At 64.1% G+C, this 15,568-nt stretch carries 9 protein-coding genes; 2 read left to right on the forward strand and 7 right to left on the reverse strand.

What is annotated here, in order from left to right:
• Positions 1 to 62: 62 nt before the first annotated feature.
• From ACVOK8_RS09845 to prpB, 5 genes are all read right to left on the reverse strand, one after another.
• On the reverse strand, positions 63 to 4,982 hold the full coding sequence (locus ACVOK8_RS09845) for an alpha-2-macroglobulin family protein (protein WP_481566644.1): 4,920 nt from the start codon (positions 4,980 to 4,982) through the stop codon (positions 63 to 65).
• A gap of 208 nt (positions 4,983 to 5,190) precedes the next feature.
• On the reverse strand, positions 5,191 to 6,384 hold the full coding sequence (gene prpF, locus ACVOK8_RS09850) for a 2-methylaconitate cis-trans isomerase PrpF (protein ID WP_481566645.1): 1,194 nt from the start codon (positions 6,382 to 6,384) through the stop codon (positions 5,191 to 5,193).
• Between the two features lie 190 nt (positions 6,385 to 6,574).
• The gene (gene acnD, locus ACVOK8_RS09855; RefSeq protein WP_481566646.1) at positions 6,575 to 9,190 is read right to left on the reverse strand and encodes a Fe/S-dependent 2-methylisocitrate dehydratase AcnD; all 2,616 of its coding nucleotides are present in this window, start codon (positions 9,188 to 9,190) and stop codon (positions 6,575 to 6,577) included.
• Between the two features lie 311 nt (positions 9,191 to 9,501).
• On the reverse strand, positions 9,502 to 10,659 hold the full coding sequence (gene prpC, locus ACVOK8_RS09860; protein WP_481566647.1) for a bifunctional 2-methylcitrate synthase/citrate synthase: 1,158 nt from the start codon (positions 10,657 to 10,659) through the stop codon (positions 9,502 to 9,504).
• A gap of 95 nt (positions 10,660 to 10,754) precedes the next feature.
• The gene (gene prpB, locus ACVOK8_RS09865; RefSeq protein ID WP_282265849.1) at positions 10,755 to 11,639 is read right to left on the reverse strand and encodes a methylisocitrate lyase; all 885 of its coding nucleotides are present in this window, start codon (positions 11,637 to 11,639) and stop codon (positions 10,755 to 10,757) included.
• Between the two features lie 122 nt (positions 11,640 to 11,761).
• Here prpB and ACVOK8_RS09870 point away from each other — a divergent pair, with 122 nt between their 5' ends.
• Entirely contained in the window at positions 11,762 to 12,985 is a 1,224-nt protein-coding gene (locus ACVOK8_RS09870; RefSeq protein ID WP_481566648.1) for a citrate/2-methylcitrate synthase, read from the forward strand.
• 177 nt (positions 12,986 to 13,162) lie between these two features.
• On the opposite strand, the gene ACVOK8_RS09875 is transcribed toward ACVOK8_RS09870, so the two are convergent.
• The gene (locus ACVOK8_RS09875) at positions 13,163 to 13,966 is read right to left on the reverse strand and encodes a cobalamin-binding protein (RefSeq protein ID WP_481566649.1); all 804 of its coding nucleotides are present in this window, start codon (positions 13,964 to 13,966) and stop codon (positions 13,163 to 13,165) included.
• A gap of 19 nt (positions 13,967 to 13,985) precedes the next feature.
• The gene (pdxH, locus tag ACVOK8_RS09880) at positions 13,986 to 14,618 is read right to left on the reverse strand and encodes a pyridoxamine 5'-phosphate oxidase (RefSeq protein WP_481566666.1); all 633 of its coding nucleotides are present in this window, start codon (positions 14,616 to 14,618) and stop codon (positions 13,986 to 13,988) included.
• Between the two features lie 9 nt (positions 14,619 to 14,627).
• Here pdxH and ACVOK8_RS09885 point away from each other — a divergent pair, with 9 nt between their 5' ends.
• Positions 14,628 to 15,461 carry a kinase gene (locus tag ACVOK8_RS09885; RefSeq protein ID WP_481566650.1) on the forward strand — a complete coding sequence of 278 codons (834 nt, stop codon included), beginning with the start codon at positions 14,628 to 14,630 and terminating at the stop codon, positions 15,459 to 15,461.
• The last annotated feature ends 107 nt before the right edge of the window (positions 15,462 to 15,568 follow it).

Genomic DNA, 15,568 nt, shown 5'->3' on the forward strand with positions numbered 1-15,568 from the left:
TAAGAGCTTACCCCTCCCCAGCCCTCCCCTTGCCGTTGGCAAAGGGAGGGAGCAGGAGCCGGTTACGGCTGCACCACCGTGATGGTGCTCGGACTGGAACGGCCCACGCCGCGCATGTCGGGGCGGTACATGTCCTCGGCCAGCGGCGGCGGCACCATGTACGTGCCAGGAGTGACCGCACGCACCAGATAGAACACGTGCGCGGTGCTGCCACGCGACAGCTTCAATGCAGCCACATAGCGGTCGTCGCGGAACTCCTCGTGCTTGACGTCGGCAGCGCTGGAGCGGTCACTCACCTTGACCTCGCCCACCACCACGTCGGCCCATTGCTTGGCATCGCCGAGGTTGAAGTTCTCGATCTCCAGGCCGGCCGGTAGCAGGTCGGTCAGCAGCGCATCGGGCATGTTCGAGTTGGCGGTGACACTGAGGCGCACGATCAAGGCCTCGCCTTCCTTCAACGGACGCGGCGTCCACGGCTTGCCGTCGGTGCCGAACCAGGAACGCTCGATGCCGATCACGCTGTTGTCCGGTGCCGGAGGCTGACGCGGAATGCCAGCAACGTCGAGGCTGGCGAACATCGGCGCCTCGCCCTGCGGCGAGAAACGCACGCCCTGTGCCAGCTGCACCGTGTCAAACACGCGACCAAAGGCCTTGCGTGCACTGATGCTCTCGACCTTGTCGCCCACCGCCAGCTCACCGGACACCAGCTTTTTCTGGTTGGCCATCAAGGCCTTGCCCAGCCGCGCCAGCGCCACCTGCTCCTGCGTGCTCAACCACATCAAGCCATTGCCGCGGCGCACATCCAGAGTACGTCCCAGATCGATCACACGTGCGTCGTACTCCGGCTTGGACAGGCCGCGCTCGTGCAGCAACGCGATCATCAAGGCTTCATCGCGCAGACGGCTGCCGTAGTCGCCGAAGTATTCGGGGCGGTCCGTACTGGATTTGGCGAAGCCCGCTGCAATCGCCGCCTGACCACGCTTGCTGTCACCCTGGATCGCCAGGGCCGCACCCAGATGCACCAGCGACAAGCCGGTCACCGCCTTGCTCCGTTCGTTGTCCCACAGCGTGCGCAGCGTACCCAGCGGTGCGCGATTGACCCGTGCCAGCACATAGCCGGAATAGGCCTGGTTGGCGAACTTCAAACCGTCGCGGCGATCACTGCCATAGAACTGGTTGCCGCCGCTGAGCAGGTCTTCGCTGATCCGGTTCAATGCCTTCTGCAGCACGTTCTCCGGCACCGCGAAGCCTGCATCCTTGGCGTCGAGCAGGAACTCGGCCACATACGGCGTCAGTGCCGGATTGATGTAGTCGTCATCGCCCCACATCGAGAAGTTTCCGTTGGACACCTGCATCGAAGCCAGTCGGCCGAACGCGCCTTCCATGCGCTCGCGGCGGACCTTGGCGTCCAGACCATCGGCCCCTAGCATCGCCGATGTGGCCTCATCCAGCATCAGCGCTGCATAGCCCTTGCTGGTGGTCTGCTCGGCGCAGCCGTAGGGGTAGTTCAACGCACCCTGCAGGGCCGAGGCAAACGGTATCGGCGGCAAAGCGCTGACCAGCATGCGCGCATTGACCGAGCCGCTCATCAAACCATTGGCGAAGCTGCTGTCCAAGTTGATCGGCGCCAGCGGATCCAATGTGCGGGTCTGCGAGCGCAGCACCGACGGCCACGCTGCTCGGACTGGCAGGTCGTAGCGGCGATCCACCTTGAAGCCATTGCCATCAACACGCACCCGCACCTTGGCCACGCTATAGCCTTCCTGCGCGGTCAGCGGGAAGCTCAGCGTGCTCTTGGCATCCGCCGCCAGTTGCACCGTGCGGGTCGGTTCGCCAATGCCGAGCGGGCCTTCGCCGTCCACACGCACATTGAACTCACCAGGCTTGCCAGTGAAGTTCTGCACGTCGAGGGTGACCGTACTGCGGTCGCCCGGCGCCATCACCCGCGGCATGCTGGCTTCGGCCAGGATCGGCGCACGCACCAGCGTTTCCACATCACGGTTGCCGTAACGGTCGGCCGAATAAACCATCGTCGACACGCGCAAGGTGCCGTTGAAATCCGGCACCTGCAGTTGCACCCGCGCATTGCCCTTGGCATCCAGCGCCACCGGGCCGGAGAACAGGTCCACGGTCTGCACGCGTGCGGTCGGCCGCTTGGCCTGCGGCAGTGCCGCCAAGGCCATGTCGCCGCCGAATTTCAGCTTGCCGCTATTGCCCTCGAAACTCTCGATCACGCGGCCGTAGATGTCATAGGCATCCACGCCCAGCCGACGCTGCGCGAAGAAGTGCCCGGGCGCATCCGGTACCGGGAAGCGGGTGATGTTGAGGATGCCCACGTCGACCGCCGAGACAGTGACGTGCGCCGGCTTGCCGGCCAGTTCGGGCGCGCTGACGGTGACCGTCATCGGCTGCTCCGGACGCATCTGCTTGGGCGCGATCAAACCGACCGCGACCCGCCGGTCGCGGCGGTCCATCGGCACATGCGCCACGCCGACAGCACGCGCCGGGGTGATCTTGCTGGGCGCACTGCCACCACGGAACACCAGTGCGGTGATGTAGACATCGTGCCGCTCCCAGTCCTTGGTCACCGGGATTTCAAAGGTGCTGCCCGGCTTGGCATCGATGTCCTGCACGTACAGCATGCGATCGCTTTCGACCATCAGCACGCCACGGCCGGCATGCGGCGGAGTCAGCGTGACCTTGACGGTGTCGCCGGCACGATAAACGGTCTTGTCCAACGACAGCTTGACCTTGTCAGGCCGTGCATCCAGCCCACGGTTCTGATCGTCCCAGCTCCAACCAGCACGGAACGGATAGCGCATGGTCAGGCCGGTGGCCGGATCGAACACGTCCACCCGGTACTCGCCCCACTCCACCGGGAAATCGAAGCGGGCCGAGGTGGCACCTGCATCGACGGTGCGGGTTTCCTTGTTCTCGAAGCGGCGGGTGAAGTCGTAGTCCCAACGGTTGTCGGTATAGGTCCAGTGGTAGTCGCGCAGTTCGCGCACCAAGGTGACCTTCAGACCCTTGGCCGGCTGCGGCTTGCCGTCGGCATCCACCCGCATCAGCTCGAAGCGGGCATTGGCGTTGGCATCCGCGCCGTCGGTGTCGTTGAACAGCGGGCGCAGGGCGACCAGCGCAGGTGCCGGCCACATCACTCGCTTCAAGGTACGGGTAACGGTGCGGCCACCGGTTTCATAGACACTGCCGGACAGCAGCGCTGCCACGGTGGTGGCCTTGCCCGCCTCGGCCGGCAGCGCAACGTCTTCGCGCAGCTTGCCGTCCTTGGGCAGGGTGGTATCGATCACGTCATTGGCTTCGCGCGGCAGCTGCACGGTCGGGTCGCCGAAGAACCAGCCCGGCATCGACTCGACCGGGTGCTGTTCCACCGCCACCGCCAGACGCGCGGTGAAGCGGTTGCCGTCGGCCGGTGCGCCATACAGATAGGCCGCATCGGCCTGCAGCTTCAGCGCCTCGCCCGGCTTCAGCGTCTTCTGTGCGCTGGCCAGGTCCAGCTTCATCCGCTCGGGCAGGAATTCCTCGATGCGCAGGGTCATGCCCTGCACCGCCTCCTTGCTGGCCGGATCGGTGCGGAACTCGACGGTCCAGCGCCCGGTTGGTGCTTCCACCGGGATGATCTGCTCGAACGCGAAATAGCCCTGCTCGCCCGGCTGCAGGCGGGTTTCACGGAAAGTCTTGCCGTCCGGCTGCTTGAGCCGCAGGAACACCGGCTGGCCGCCGGTGGCCGGCCCGGCCAGGGTCTTGCCGTCGTTGTCGCGCAGCAGCGCGGAGATACGAACGGTCTCGCCAGGTCGGTACAGGTCACGTCCTGACCAGGCGAACACATCGAAGTTGGCGTTCTGGCGCCCGGCCACAGCGAACTCGCTCAGGTCCAGCGCCGGCTGGTTGAACGGCAGCATGGTGGTATCGCTGCCGCTGCTGGCGACCAGCACGTGGGCGGCATCCAACGTGTAGTTGAGCAGCGCATTGCCGTTGCCGTCGGTCTGGCCTTTGAGGATGACCTCACCCTTGGCGTCGATGACCTTCAGCTCGACCTTCTTGGCCGGCGCGCCGTCGGCCAATGAAGCGGTATGGACGAACAGGTTGTCCTTGTAGGCGCGGGTATGCAGGCCGATATCACTGACGGTGAAGAACGAGGTATCGAACTCGCTGTCAAAACTGCCGGTGCGCTTCATCACCGCGAAGTACAGGCCGGGCTGTTGCAGCTCCTTCACGTCCTGGATCGGCAGGTACGTCAGCACCCGCTCGTTCTGCTTGCCGCCAAGGATGAAGCGGTTGACGTAGACCGGCTCGGCCAGCTGGTTGAGTGGGGTCCTGTCGCTGTATTCGCTATCCAGCTCCCAGCTGCCACGGCGGCCGCCGCGCTGGTACTGGCTGAAGAAGTTGGGCAGGTCCTTTTCGCGCACGCGCAGGAACTCGACATCCACCTCGGCCACGTTCACCGATACCACCGGCAGGCCGCGACTCTCGCGGGCTGGCAGTACGCTGCCCTGCGAGGCAAACCCAACCGCAGGATCCAGCTCACCGGTGAACACCTTCTGCTTCACTTCCGTGCCCAGCCGGTTGCCATCAGCGGCCAGCAGGTCGGCAGAGATGATCAGCGTGTATTCCTTGGCCGCCTCCACATAGGGATAGCGCAGGGTCTTGCCGTCATCGGACAGCGACCAGCTGCTGTCCTCGTTGCCGACCTTCTCTTCGAAGCGCAGCAGCTTGTCGAAATCCTGGGTACCGACCAGCGGGCGCGAGAATTCCACCGCCAGCGCAAGGCCGTCACCACTTTTCTGGTCCGGGTAGGCGCGCAGCATGGCAAAACCCTTGACCTCTTCCTGCTTGGTCTGGATCGCCTCACCGCTAGCCCCGGGCAGCTGCCCGGTTTCGTTCCTGCTGCATCCTGCAACCAAGGCCAGCGCCACCAAGGCGGCCGCAGCCCAACGAATACGCTTCAACATCCTGTTACCCATGGCGTCCTCCCGCAGATCGCCGGAGTATAACCAGCTGGTGTGTAAGGGCTTGTGTAGCGATGCGCCCTTTTGCAGACGATTTGTCTGGAAGGTGGTCCGCTGTGCGCTACCTGCTCCCTTCGAGTTTCCAATATCGCGAAAAGAAAAGAGCCGCTGATTTCAGCGGCCCTCACAGTTTTTACCGTTTGTACCGGTAAGACGAGAAAACTCAGAACGCGTCACCCGGCACACGTACCCAGCCTTCCATCAGGATACGTGCGCTACGGCTCATCACCGCTTTGGTAACCGTCCACTGGCCATCCACCAGCGCGACCGCGGCACCAACGCGCAGCGTGCCGGAGGGATGGCCGAAGCGCACCGCATCACGCTGACCACCACCGGCGGCCAGGTTGACCAGCGTGCCCGGCACTGCCGCTGCCGTGGCGATGGCCACCGAGGCGGTGCCCATCATCGCGTGGTGCAGTTTGCCCATCGACATGGCACGGGCATTGAGGTCGATGTCGGCGGCTTGGATCTGCTTGTTGCCGCTGGACAGGTAATCCTGCGGCGGCGCCACAAAGGCAACCTTGGGCGTGTGCTGACGCTTGAGCGCTTCTTCCGGTGTCTTGATCAAACCCATACGCAATGCACCGGCGACGCGGATCGCTTCAAGCTTTGCCAGTGCTGTCTTGTCCTCATTGATGGCGGGCTGCAGCTCGGCTCCGGTGTAGCCGATGTCCGCCGCATTGATGAAGACCGTGGGAATACCCGCGGTGATCATCGTCGCCTGCAGCTTGCCAACACCCGGCACATCGAGCTCGTCGATCAGGTTGCCGGTGGGAAACATCGCGCCGCCGCCCTCGCCTTCGCCCTCATCGGCCGGGTCGATGAACTCCAGCACGATCTCTGCGGCCGGGAACGTCACGCCATCGGTTTCAAAATCACCGGTTTCCTGCACCTGACCATTGCTGACAGGAACGTGGGCGATGATGGTCTTGTTGATGTTTGCCTGCCAGATACGCACAACACAGATGCCGTTCGCAGGCACGCGTGCGGGATCGACATAACCCGCATGCAGCGCGAACGCGCCAGCACCGGTGGACAGGTTGCCGCAGTTACCGGACCAGTCAACGAAGTCGGTGTCGATCGACACCTGTCCGTACAGATAGTCCACATCGTGATCGGGTTTACTGCTGGGCGAGATGATCACGCACTTGCTGGTGCTCGAGGTTGCCCCGCCCATGCCGTCGGTGTGCTTGGCATAGGGATCTGGCGAACCAATCACCCGTTGCAGCAAGTGATCACGTGCTGAGCCCGGCTGTTGTGCGCTGGCCGGCAGGTCTTCCAGGCGGAAGAACACGCCCTTGGAGGTGCCACCGCGCATGTAGGTTGCCGGAATCTTGATCTGGGGGATGTGGGACATGGTGCGGGTTTCCTTCCTTGCTTCGATCTTGAAATGGAGGTTCGGACGCAACACGCACCGCCCCTGCCCTCACCCAAACCCCCGCTCCGCGCCCCGGCCCTTGCGCTGGCGCAAGGGCGTTCGTGGGGCCGCGAACCAGGGGTTCGCTTACAGGCCCCCTCACCCCGCGCGCGGGAGAGGGGCTTTGGCGTCATGCGTTTGCCGATTCCAGGAAGTCCTGCGCGAAACGCTGCAGCACGCCGCCGGCCTCGTAGATCGCCACTTCTTCATCCGAATCCAGGCGACAGGTCATCGGCACCCTGACCACTTCACCGTTGCGACGGGTGATGACCAGGGTCAGATCGGTACGCGGGGTGCGCAGACCGATCACGTCGTAGCTCTCGGTGCCATCGATACCCAGCGTGTTGCGGTTGGTGCCCGGCTTGAACTCCAGCGGCAGCACGCCCATGCCGATCAGGTTGGTGCGGTGAATCCGCTCGAAACCTTCGGCGGCAATCGCTTCAACACCGGCCAAGCGCACACCCTTGGCGGCCCAGTCACGCGAGCTGCCCTGGCCGTAATCGGCACCGGCAATGATGATCAGCGGCTGCTTGCGCTCCATGTAGGTTTCAATCGCTTCCCACATGCGCATGACCTTGCCTTCCGGCTCCACCCGCGCCAGCGAGCCCTGCTTCACGCTGCCGTCCTCGTTGCGCACCATCTCGTTGAACAGCTTGGGATTGGCGAACGTGGCGCGCTGCGCGGTGAGGTGGTCGCCGCGGTGGGTGGCGTAGGAATTGAAGTCCTCTTCGGGCAGGCCCATCTTGGCCAGGTACTCACCCGCGGCACTGGACAGCAGGATGGCGTTGGAAGGCGACAGGTGATCGGTGGTGATGTTGTCCGGCAACACCGCCAGCGGCAGCATGCCGCGCAGCGTGCGCTCACCGGCCAATGCACCCTCCCAATACGGCGGGCGGCGGATATAGGTACTCTGCGGGCGCCAGTTGTACAACGGGCTGACCTTCTCGCCATGCTCAACGCGCACGTTGAACATTGGGTTGTAGACCTTGCGGAACTGCTCCGGTTTCACTGCCGCCTTCACTACTGCATCGATCTCGGCATCGCTCGGCCAGATGTCCTTCAGGCGCACTTCGTTGCCCTGCCCATCCACGCCCAGCACGTCCTTCTCGATGTCGAAGCGCACGGTGCCGGCAATGGCATAGGCGATCACCAGCGGCGGCGAGGCCAGGAAGGCCTGCTTGGCATACGGGTGGATGCGGCCGTCGAAGTTGCGGTTGCCCGACAGCACTGCGGTCGCGTACAGGTCGCGATCGATGATCTCCTGCTGGATCTTCGGGTCGAGCGCGCCGCTCATGCCATTACAGGTGGTGCAGGCGAAGGCGACGATGCCGAAGCCCAGCTTCTCCAGGTCCGGCAACAGTCCGGCTTCTTCCAGATAGAGCTGCACGGCCTTGGAGCCCGGCGCCAGCGACGACTTCACCCACGGCTTGCGGGTCAAGCCGCGCGCATTGGCGTTGCGCGCCAGCAGCGCGGCGGCAATCACATTGCGCGGATTTGAAGTATTGGTGCAGCTGGTGATGGCAGCGATGATCACCGCGCCATCCGGCATCAGGCCTTCGGCCTCCTCGCCCTTGCCGCTGAGCAGCTTGGCTTCGTCGGCGATGCCGCGCTCGGCCAGGTCCGACACCGGCAGGCGCTTGTGCGGATTGCTGGGGCCGGCCATGTTGCGCACCACGCTGGACAGGTCGAACTCAACAACGCGCTCGTACTGCGCGGTTTCCAGTGCGTCCGCCCACAGACCAGTGGTCCTGGCGTAGTTCTCGACCAGAGCGATCTGCGCTTCCTCGCGGCCGGTCAGGCGCAGGTAATCGATGGTCTGCTGGTCGATGTAGAACATCGCCGCGGTTGCGCCGTATTCGGGGCACATATTGGAGATGGTGGCGCGGTCACCAATGGTCAGTGCGGCGGCGCCTTCGCCGAAGAACTCCAGGTAAGCGCCAACCACGCGCTCCTTGCGCAGGAACTCGGTGATCGCCAGCACCACGTCGGTGGCGGTGATGTTCGGCTGCGGCTTGCCGGTCAGCTTGACGCCGATGATGTCGGGCAGGCGCATCCACGAGGCGCGGCCCAGCATCACGTTCTCGGCTTCCAGGCCGCCAACACCAATGGCGATGACGCCCAACGCATCCACGTGCGGTGTATGGCTGTCGGTGCCAACGCAGGTATCCGGGAAGGCCACCCCGCCCTGATGGTAGATCACCGGCGACATCTTCTCCAGATTGATCTGGTGCATGATGCCGTTGCCCGGCGGAATCACATCGACGTTCTCAAAGGCCAGCTTGGTCCAGTCGATGAAGTGGAAGCGGTCTTCGTTGCGGCGGTCTTCGATGGCGCGGTTCTTGTTGAACGCGTCCGGATCATAGCCACCGCATTCAACGGCCAGTGAGTGATCGACGATCAGCTGCACCGGCACCACCGGGTTGACCTTGGCCGGATCACCACCCTTGTCAGCGATGGCGTCACGCAGACCCGCCAGGTCGACCAATGCGGTCTGGCCGAGGATGTCGTGGCAGACCACGCGTGCCGGGAACCAGGGGAAATCAAGGTCGCGCTTGCGCTCGATCAGCTGCTTGAGCGAATCGGTGAGCGTGGCCGGGTTGCAGCGGCGCACCAGGTTTTCGGCCAGCACGCGCGAGGTATAGGGCAGCGTGGCGTAGGCGCCGGGCTGGATGGCATCGACTGCGGCGCGTGCATCGAAGTAGTCGAGCGTGCTGCCTGCGAGGTGTTTGCGGTGATCGGTATTCATGGCTGGCCTGTGAGGGTCTGGGCTTGCTGGTGTGCTTTGGGTTACGCGCGAATGCTTGAGATTGCAGCAAACCCATAGCAGCACATGGAATCTGGCATTTCCCTTCTCCCGCTTGCGGGGGAAGGTGCCCGAAGGGCGGATGGGGGGAGCTTGTGCTTGTGCGTTCGCTCTTGGTCTTCTGCTGGTGCCTTTGCTTTTTCTCCAACGGCGAAAAGCTTGCTCCACGCGCTAGAAGCTTCCCCTCACCCCAACCCCTCTCCCGCAAGCGGGAGAGGGGCTTTATCTCGCTTGCGGGAGGTTTTCCGCGAGTTTTACGCGCGCTTGTCCAACGGCACGAAGGTCTGGTCTTCCGGTCCGGTGTAATTCGCGCTCGGGCGGATGATCTTGCCGTCGATGCGCTGCTCGATGATGTGCGCGCTCCAACCTGCGGTACGTGCAATCACGAACAGGGGAGTGAACATAGCGGTCGGCACGCCCATCATGTGATAGCTGACGGCACTGAACCAATCCAGGTTCGGGAACATCTTCTTGATGTCCCACATCACCGACTCCAGACGCTCGGCGATGTCGTACATCTTCATGTTTTCCTGCTCGGCCGACAGCTCGCGCGAGACGTCCTTGATCACCTTGTTGCGCGGATCGGAGACGGTATAGACCGGGTGACCAAAACCGATCACCACTTCCTTGCGCTCGACGCGGGCTTTGATGTCGGCCTCGGCTTCGTCCGGGGTTTCATAACGCTTCTGCACTTCGAAGGCGACTTCGTTGGCACCGCCGTGCTTCGGTCCGCGCAGTGCGCCGATACCGCCGGTGATGGCGCTGTACATGTCGCTGCCGGTGCCGGCGATGACGCGGCAGGCAAATGTCGAGGCGTTGAATTCATGCTCCGCGTACAGGATCAGGCTGGTGTGCATGGCCTTGACCCAGGACTCGCGCGGCTGCTCGCCGTGCAGCAGGTGCAGGAAGTGGCCGCCGATCGAATCATCGTCGGTCTCCACGTCGATGACCTTGCCGTTGTGGCTCCAGTGGTACCAATACAACAGCATCGAACCCAGCGAGGCCATCAGCTTGTCGGCGATGTCGCGGGCGCCCGGGTGGTTGTGGTCGTCCTTCTCCGGCGACACGCAGCCCAGCACGGAAACGCCGGTGCGCATCACGTCCATCGGGTGCGCCGACGGCGGCAGTTCTTCGAGCGCGGCCTTCACCGATGCCGGGATGCCACGCAGCGCCTTCAGCTTGGCCTTGTAGGCACGCAGCTCGGCCTTGTTCGGCAGCTTGCCGTGTACCAGCAGGTGGGCGATTTCCTCAAACTCGCTGGTGTTGGCCAGGTCCAGGATGTCGTAGCCACGGTAGTGCAGATCGTTGCCGCTGCGGCCAACGGTACACAGGGCGGTGTTGCCGGCAGCGGTACCGGACAGGGCGACGGACTTCTTCGGCTTGAACGCGGGTGCGGTGGTGGATTCAGACATGGTGTGAACCTCGATCAGATGCGGGATTTTCGCTCCCCTCTCCCGCTTGCGGGAAAGGGGCTGGGGGTGAGGGCCGCCTGCTGCAGCCCAATCAATCACTTCTTCGCAGCAAACGTCTTGTCCAGGCTGCGCTCGAATTCGTGGTAGCCGATGCGGTCGTACAGCTCCTCGCGGGTCTGCATGCTGTCCACCACATTACGCTGGTGGCCGTCACGACGGATGGCTTCGTACACGTTCTCGGCCGCCTTGTTGGCAGCACGGAACGCCGACAGCGGGAACAGCTGCATCGCCACACCGGCCGAGGCCAGTTCATCACGACTGAACAGCGGGGTGGCGCCGAATTCAGTGATGTTGGCCAACAACGGCACCTTCACTGCGTCGGCGAAGCGCTTATAGGTCTCCAGGTCGTAAGCGGCCTCGGCAAAGATGCCGTCGGCGCCTGCTTCCACGCAGGCCAGCGCGCGCTCGATGGCGGCGTCCACGCCTTCCATCTGGATGGCGTCGGTACGCGCAATCAGGAAGAAATCCGGATCGGTCTTGGCATCGGCGGCAGCCTTCACACGGTCGACCATTTCACCCTGCGAGACGATTTCCTTGCCCGGGCGGTGACCACAACGCTTGGCGCCAACCTGGTCTTCGATATGACAAGCGGCGGCGCCGGCCTTGATCAGCGACTTCACCGTGCGCGCGATATTGAACGCGCTCGGGCCGAAACCGGTGTCGATATCGACCATCAGCGGCAGATCGCAGACATCGCTGATGCGGCGCACGTCGATCAACACATCTTCCATGGTGTTGATGCCCAGGTCAGGCAGGCCCAGCGAGCCAGCGGCAACGCCGCCACCGGACAGGTAGATGGCACGGTAACCGGCGCGCTTGGCCAGCAGGGCGTGGTTGGCGTTGATCGCGCCCACCACCTGCAAGGGGGATTCGGCGGCCAGTGCGGCGCGGAATGCAGCGCCGGCGGAAGAACGACTCATGGGATGGCTCCTGGCTTGTGGCTGGGCGGTGGCGAGCATGCCATTCCGCTGTGACGGTTAATCTGTCACCATCAGATGCATTGATCAATCTTGATTCAATAAATCAACCTATTGAATACGCCATGCCAGACGCTCTCGATCCCGAACTGATACCCGCCAGTGAAGCCTGTGCCCTGCTCGGCATCAGCGCCGCCACGCTATACGCCTATGTCAGCCGCGGCCAACTCAGCTCGCGCCCGGGCACATCCGCCCGCAGCAGGGTCTACCTACGGGCGGAAGTCGAACGCCTGGCACAGCGCAAGCAGGCCGGGCGCGGCGCCGAGCGTGGCGCGGCGCAGAGTCTGGATCGCGGCTTGCCGGTACTGGAAACCCGCATCTCGCTGATCCGCCCGGATGCGCCCTATTACCGTGGCCGCTCCGCCGTTGCCGCCGCGCAGGCAGGCGCCACGCTGGAGAACATCGCGCGCCTGCTATGGGAATGCGAGGAGCAGGATCCGTTCGCGGCGACCGCCCTGCCCTCGTGGCCACCGCGCATCGCCAGCCTGGCATTGGATACCAGCCTGCCACCGGTCGAACGTGCGATGGCCTGCATCCCGCTACTTGCCTTGGAGCAGCGCCAATCGCTCAACGCCGCCGCCTCGGTACGCCGCGAGGTCGCTGCGATGCTGTTGCGCCAGAACGCTGCCCTGCTGGTTGGCACCGAGCCCGATGCGCGACCGGTTCATCGCCTGCTCGCCGATGCATGGATGCCTGGCGATGCAGCCTTCGCTGAGCTGGTGCGCGCGGCGCTGGTGTTGTGCGCCGATCACGAACTCAATGTTTCCGCGTTTGCAGCGCGCGTGGTTGCCTCTACCGGCGCGCATCTACATGCCACGGTAAGTGCCGGATTGGCGGCCCTGTCCGGTCCGCGCCACGGCGGTGCCACCGCGCGAGCGCATGCCTTGCTGGTGGATGCCGAAGCCAGCGGTTCGCCCGCCGCCTTCATCGCCGAGCGCTGGCGGCGCGGCGACGAGTTGCCGGGCTTCAATCACCTGCTATATCCCGATGGCGACCCACGCGGTGCGGAGGTGTTGCGCCAGCTGCGCGAACGCTGTGGCGACTCACCGCGCATGCGCCACGTGGAAGCGGTGCTGGCGGCAACCGAGGAAGTCAGCGGCCAGCGGCCGAATATCGACGGCATGCTGGGCGCCATCTGCTATGTGCACGAACTACCGGGGGCGCATGCATTGGTGATGTTCGCGACTGCACGACTTACCGGTTGGTTGGCGCATGCGTTGGAACAGCAGGCTTTGGGCACCTTGATACGACCGCGTGCGCGCTACACCGGATTAGCACCAAGGGGATGAGTTCTTGCCCCCTCCCTTTTGCGCAGCAAAGGGGAGGGTTGGGGAGGGGTGAGCTTGTGCGGCCTTTCCAGCATCACCAGCTTCGCGGCTTATGCCGCTCCCACACCCGGTAGATGTGCCGTGATTGCAGATTGATCGGCGGCTGGGCTGTTGTGAGCTTCGCGGCTTACGCCGCTCCTACAAGGCCCCTGCCCGCTTTGACCATTGCTGGATGATCTGCGCTATCGCCTGCACACCATCGGTCAAGGCCGCCGGCCCAGGCTGCAGGATCAGCGGCGACTTGATCTCGTGCAGTTCGCCATCGCGCACGGCATTGATTGCCTCCCAACCGGGACGCGCCGCCACCCGCTCCGGGCGGAACTTCTTGCCACACCATGAGCCGATGATGATGTCCGGGTTGCGTGCGATTACCGGGTCACCATTGGCGAGGATGCGCGCCTTGGCCAGCGGCTCGCGCGACAACTCCGGAAACACATCGATGCCGCCAGCAATCTCCACCAGCTCGGCACCCCATTGGATGCCAGTGATGATGGGCTCATCCCATTCCTCGACATAGACACGGGGGCGCTGCGGCAATTTCGCCGCCTGCTCGGCTATCGCATCCAAGCCCCGTTGCAGCTCATTCGCGTAGGCGTTGGCGCGTGCTGCCACGCCCACCAGCCCGCCCAACCGACGGATGTAGTCGATGATCCCAGCCACACTACGATGGTTGGCGATCCACACCTCCACGCCGTTGCGGATCAGCTCAGCGGCAATTTCCGCCTGGATGTCGGAGAAACCGATCGCCAAGTCCGGCTTGAGCTTGAGGATCTCGCCGACCTTGGCGCTGGTGAAGGCGCTGACCTTGGGCTTGTCGCGACGCGCTTCAGGTGGCCGTACGGTAAAGCCACTGATGCCGACAATGCGGTCTTGCTCGCCCAACGCGTACAGGGTTTCAGTAGGCTCTTCGGTTAGACAGACAATGCGGCGTGGACCAGTCATGCCAGTGCTCCCCTTGCCATTACGGGAACAGCATCCGCTTGCTCCACTCGCCCGCCGCATCCGCCTCATAGCACCAACGCTCGTGCAGACGGAAGTCAGCGCCGTACCAGAACTCGATGCGCCGCGGCACGACACGCACCCCGCCCCAACCGTCGGGGCGCGGCACATCGCGGCCTTCGAATCGCTCCTCGAAATTGGCCAGACGCTGTTCGAATTCTTCGCGCGAGGCCAGTGGTTGTGACTGCACCGAGGCCCAGGCGCCAATCTGACTCATACGCGGGCGGCTGGCGAAGTAGGCATCGGCTTCGGTGGCGGACACCAACTGCGCATCACCTTCAATCCGCACCTGGATGCCAGCCTCGCGCAGGCTGCGCCACAGGAACAACAACGCCGTAGCGCGGTTGTCGTGCAGCTCGCGGCCCTTGCGACTGTCCAGATGGGTGTAGAACACGAAGCCGCGTTCGTCGAAGGCCTTCAGCAGCACAGTGCGTGCCGATGGGCGGCCGTCGATGTCGGCGGTGGCAACCGTCATCGCGGTGGCATCGATCTCCTTGCCAGCCTTGGCCTCTTCAAACAATGCGGCGAAAGTCGAAAGCGCTTCTGCGTAAAGATTGGTCATGGTCCTGCTTCGTAGGGCACGTGTTTGGGCTATTGTGGCGGCATGTCCCCCGTTCCGCACAGTTTTTCCCAACGCCGCTTTGCGCCGACACTGGTTGCACAGGCGTTGGACGATGCGCTGGCCAGTACCAACGGCACGCCGGTACTGGCAATCAGCGGCGTGCAAGGCAGCGGCAAGTCCACGCTGGCCGCGCAGATCGTGGATCTGGCACGCACGCGCGGCCTGTGCGCGGCGGCAGTGTCCATCGATGACACCTACCTAACCCGTGCGCAACGGCAGCGGCTTGCTGATCGCGTGCATCCCTTGCTTGCCACGCGCGGGCCGCCGGGCACGCATGACCTGGCATTGGCGATGGCCACGCTGGATGCGGCCAAGGCCGGGCAGGCATTCCCCTTGCCGCGCTTTGACAAACTCGCCGATGAACGGGTGCCGGAAGCACAGTGGAAGAAGATCGAGCAGCCGCTGGACCTGCTGGTGTTCGAAGGCTGGTTCTTGGGCACACCGGCTGAAGCCGACGATGCGCTACAGGTGCCCTTGAACGCACTGGAACGTGAGGCCGACGCCGACGGCCGTTGGCGGCGCTGGTGCAACCAGTCGCTGGCCGAGCACTATCCCGGCTTGTGGCAACGCTTTGACCGGCTATGGATGCTGCAACCGCCCAGCTTCGCGGTGGTGCCGCACTGGCGCTGGCAGCAGGAGCAGGCGCTGCAACAGGCATCGCCAGGCCGCAGCAGCATGACCCGGCCGCAACTGGAGCGCTTTGTGCAGTTCTACGAACGCATCAGCCGGCAGGCATTACGCACCCTGCCCGGCATCGCTGACCGAGTGATTGCGCTGGATGCGCAACGGCAGCCACTGGCCGACCCACAGGGCTGAGGCCGTCCGGCAAACAGCACCACAACTGCCTGGCATGAACGACTCGACGGCGCTACCGCCGCCGAGCCCTTGCAGATGCGTGCCCAGCCTGGCCAGCGGGTACCCAC

It is taken from the genome of Stenotrophomonas sp. STEN083 (assembly GCF_056759195.1).

Coding starts and splice junctions, on each gene's coding strand:
- prpC (WP_481566647.1), bottom strand. CDS start 10,659: ATGTCTGAATCCACCACCGCACCCGCGTTCAAGCCGAAGAAGTCCGTC.
- prpB (WP_282265849.1), bottom strand. CDS start 11,639: ATGAGTCGTTCTTCCGCCGGCGCTGCATTCCGCGCCGCACTGGCCGCC.
- acnD (WP_481566646.1), bottom strand. CDS start 9,190: ATGAATACCGATCACCGCAAACACCTCGCAGGCAGCACGCTCGACTAC.
- prpF (WP_481566645.1), bottom strand. CDS start 6,384: ATGTCCCACATCCCCCAGATCAAGATTCCGGCAACCTACATGCGCGGT.
- ACVOK8_RS09870 (WP_481566648.1), top strand. CDS start 11,762: ATGCCAGACGCTCTCGATCCCGAACTGATACCCGCCAGTGAAGCCTGT.
- ACVOK8_RS09875 (WP_481566649.1), bottom strand. CDS start 13,966: ATGACTGGTCCACGCCGCATTGTCTGTCTAACCGAAGAGCCTACTGAA.
- ACVOK8_RS09845 (WP_481566644.1), bottom strand. CDS start 4,982: ATGGGTAACAGGATGTTGAAGCGTATTCGTTGGGCTGCGGCCGCCTTG.
- ACVOK8_RS09885 (WP_481566650.1), top strand. CDS start 14,628: ATGTCCCCCGTTCCGCACAGTTTTTCCCAACGCCGCTTTGCGCCGACA.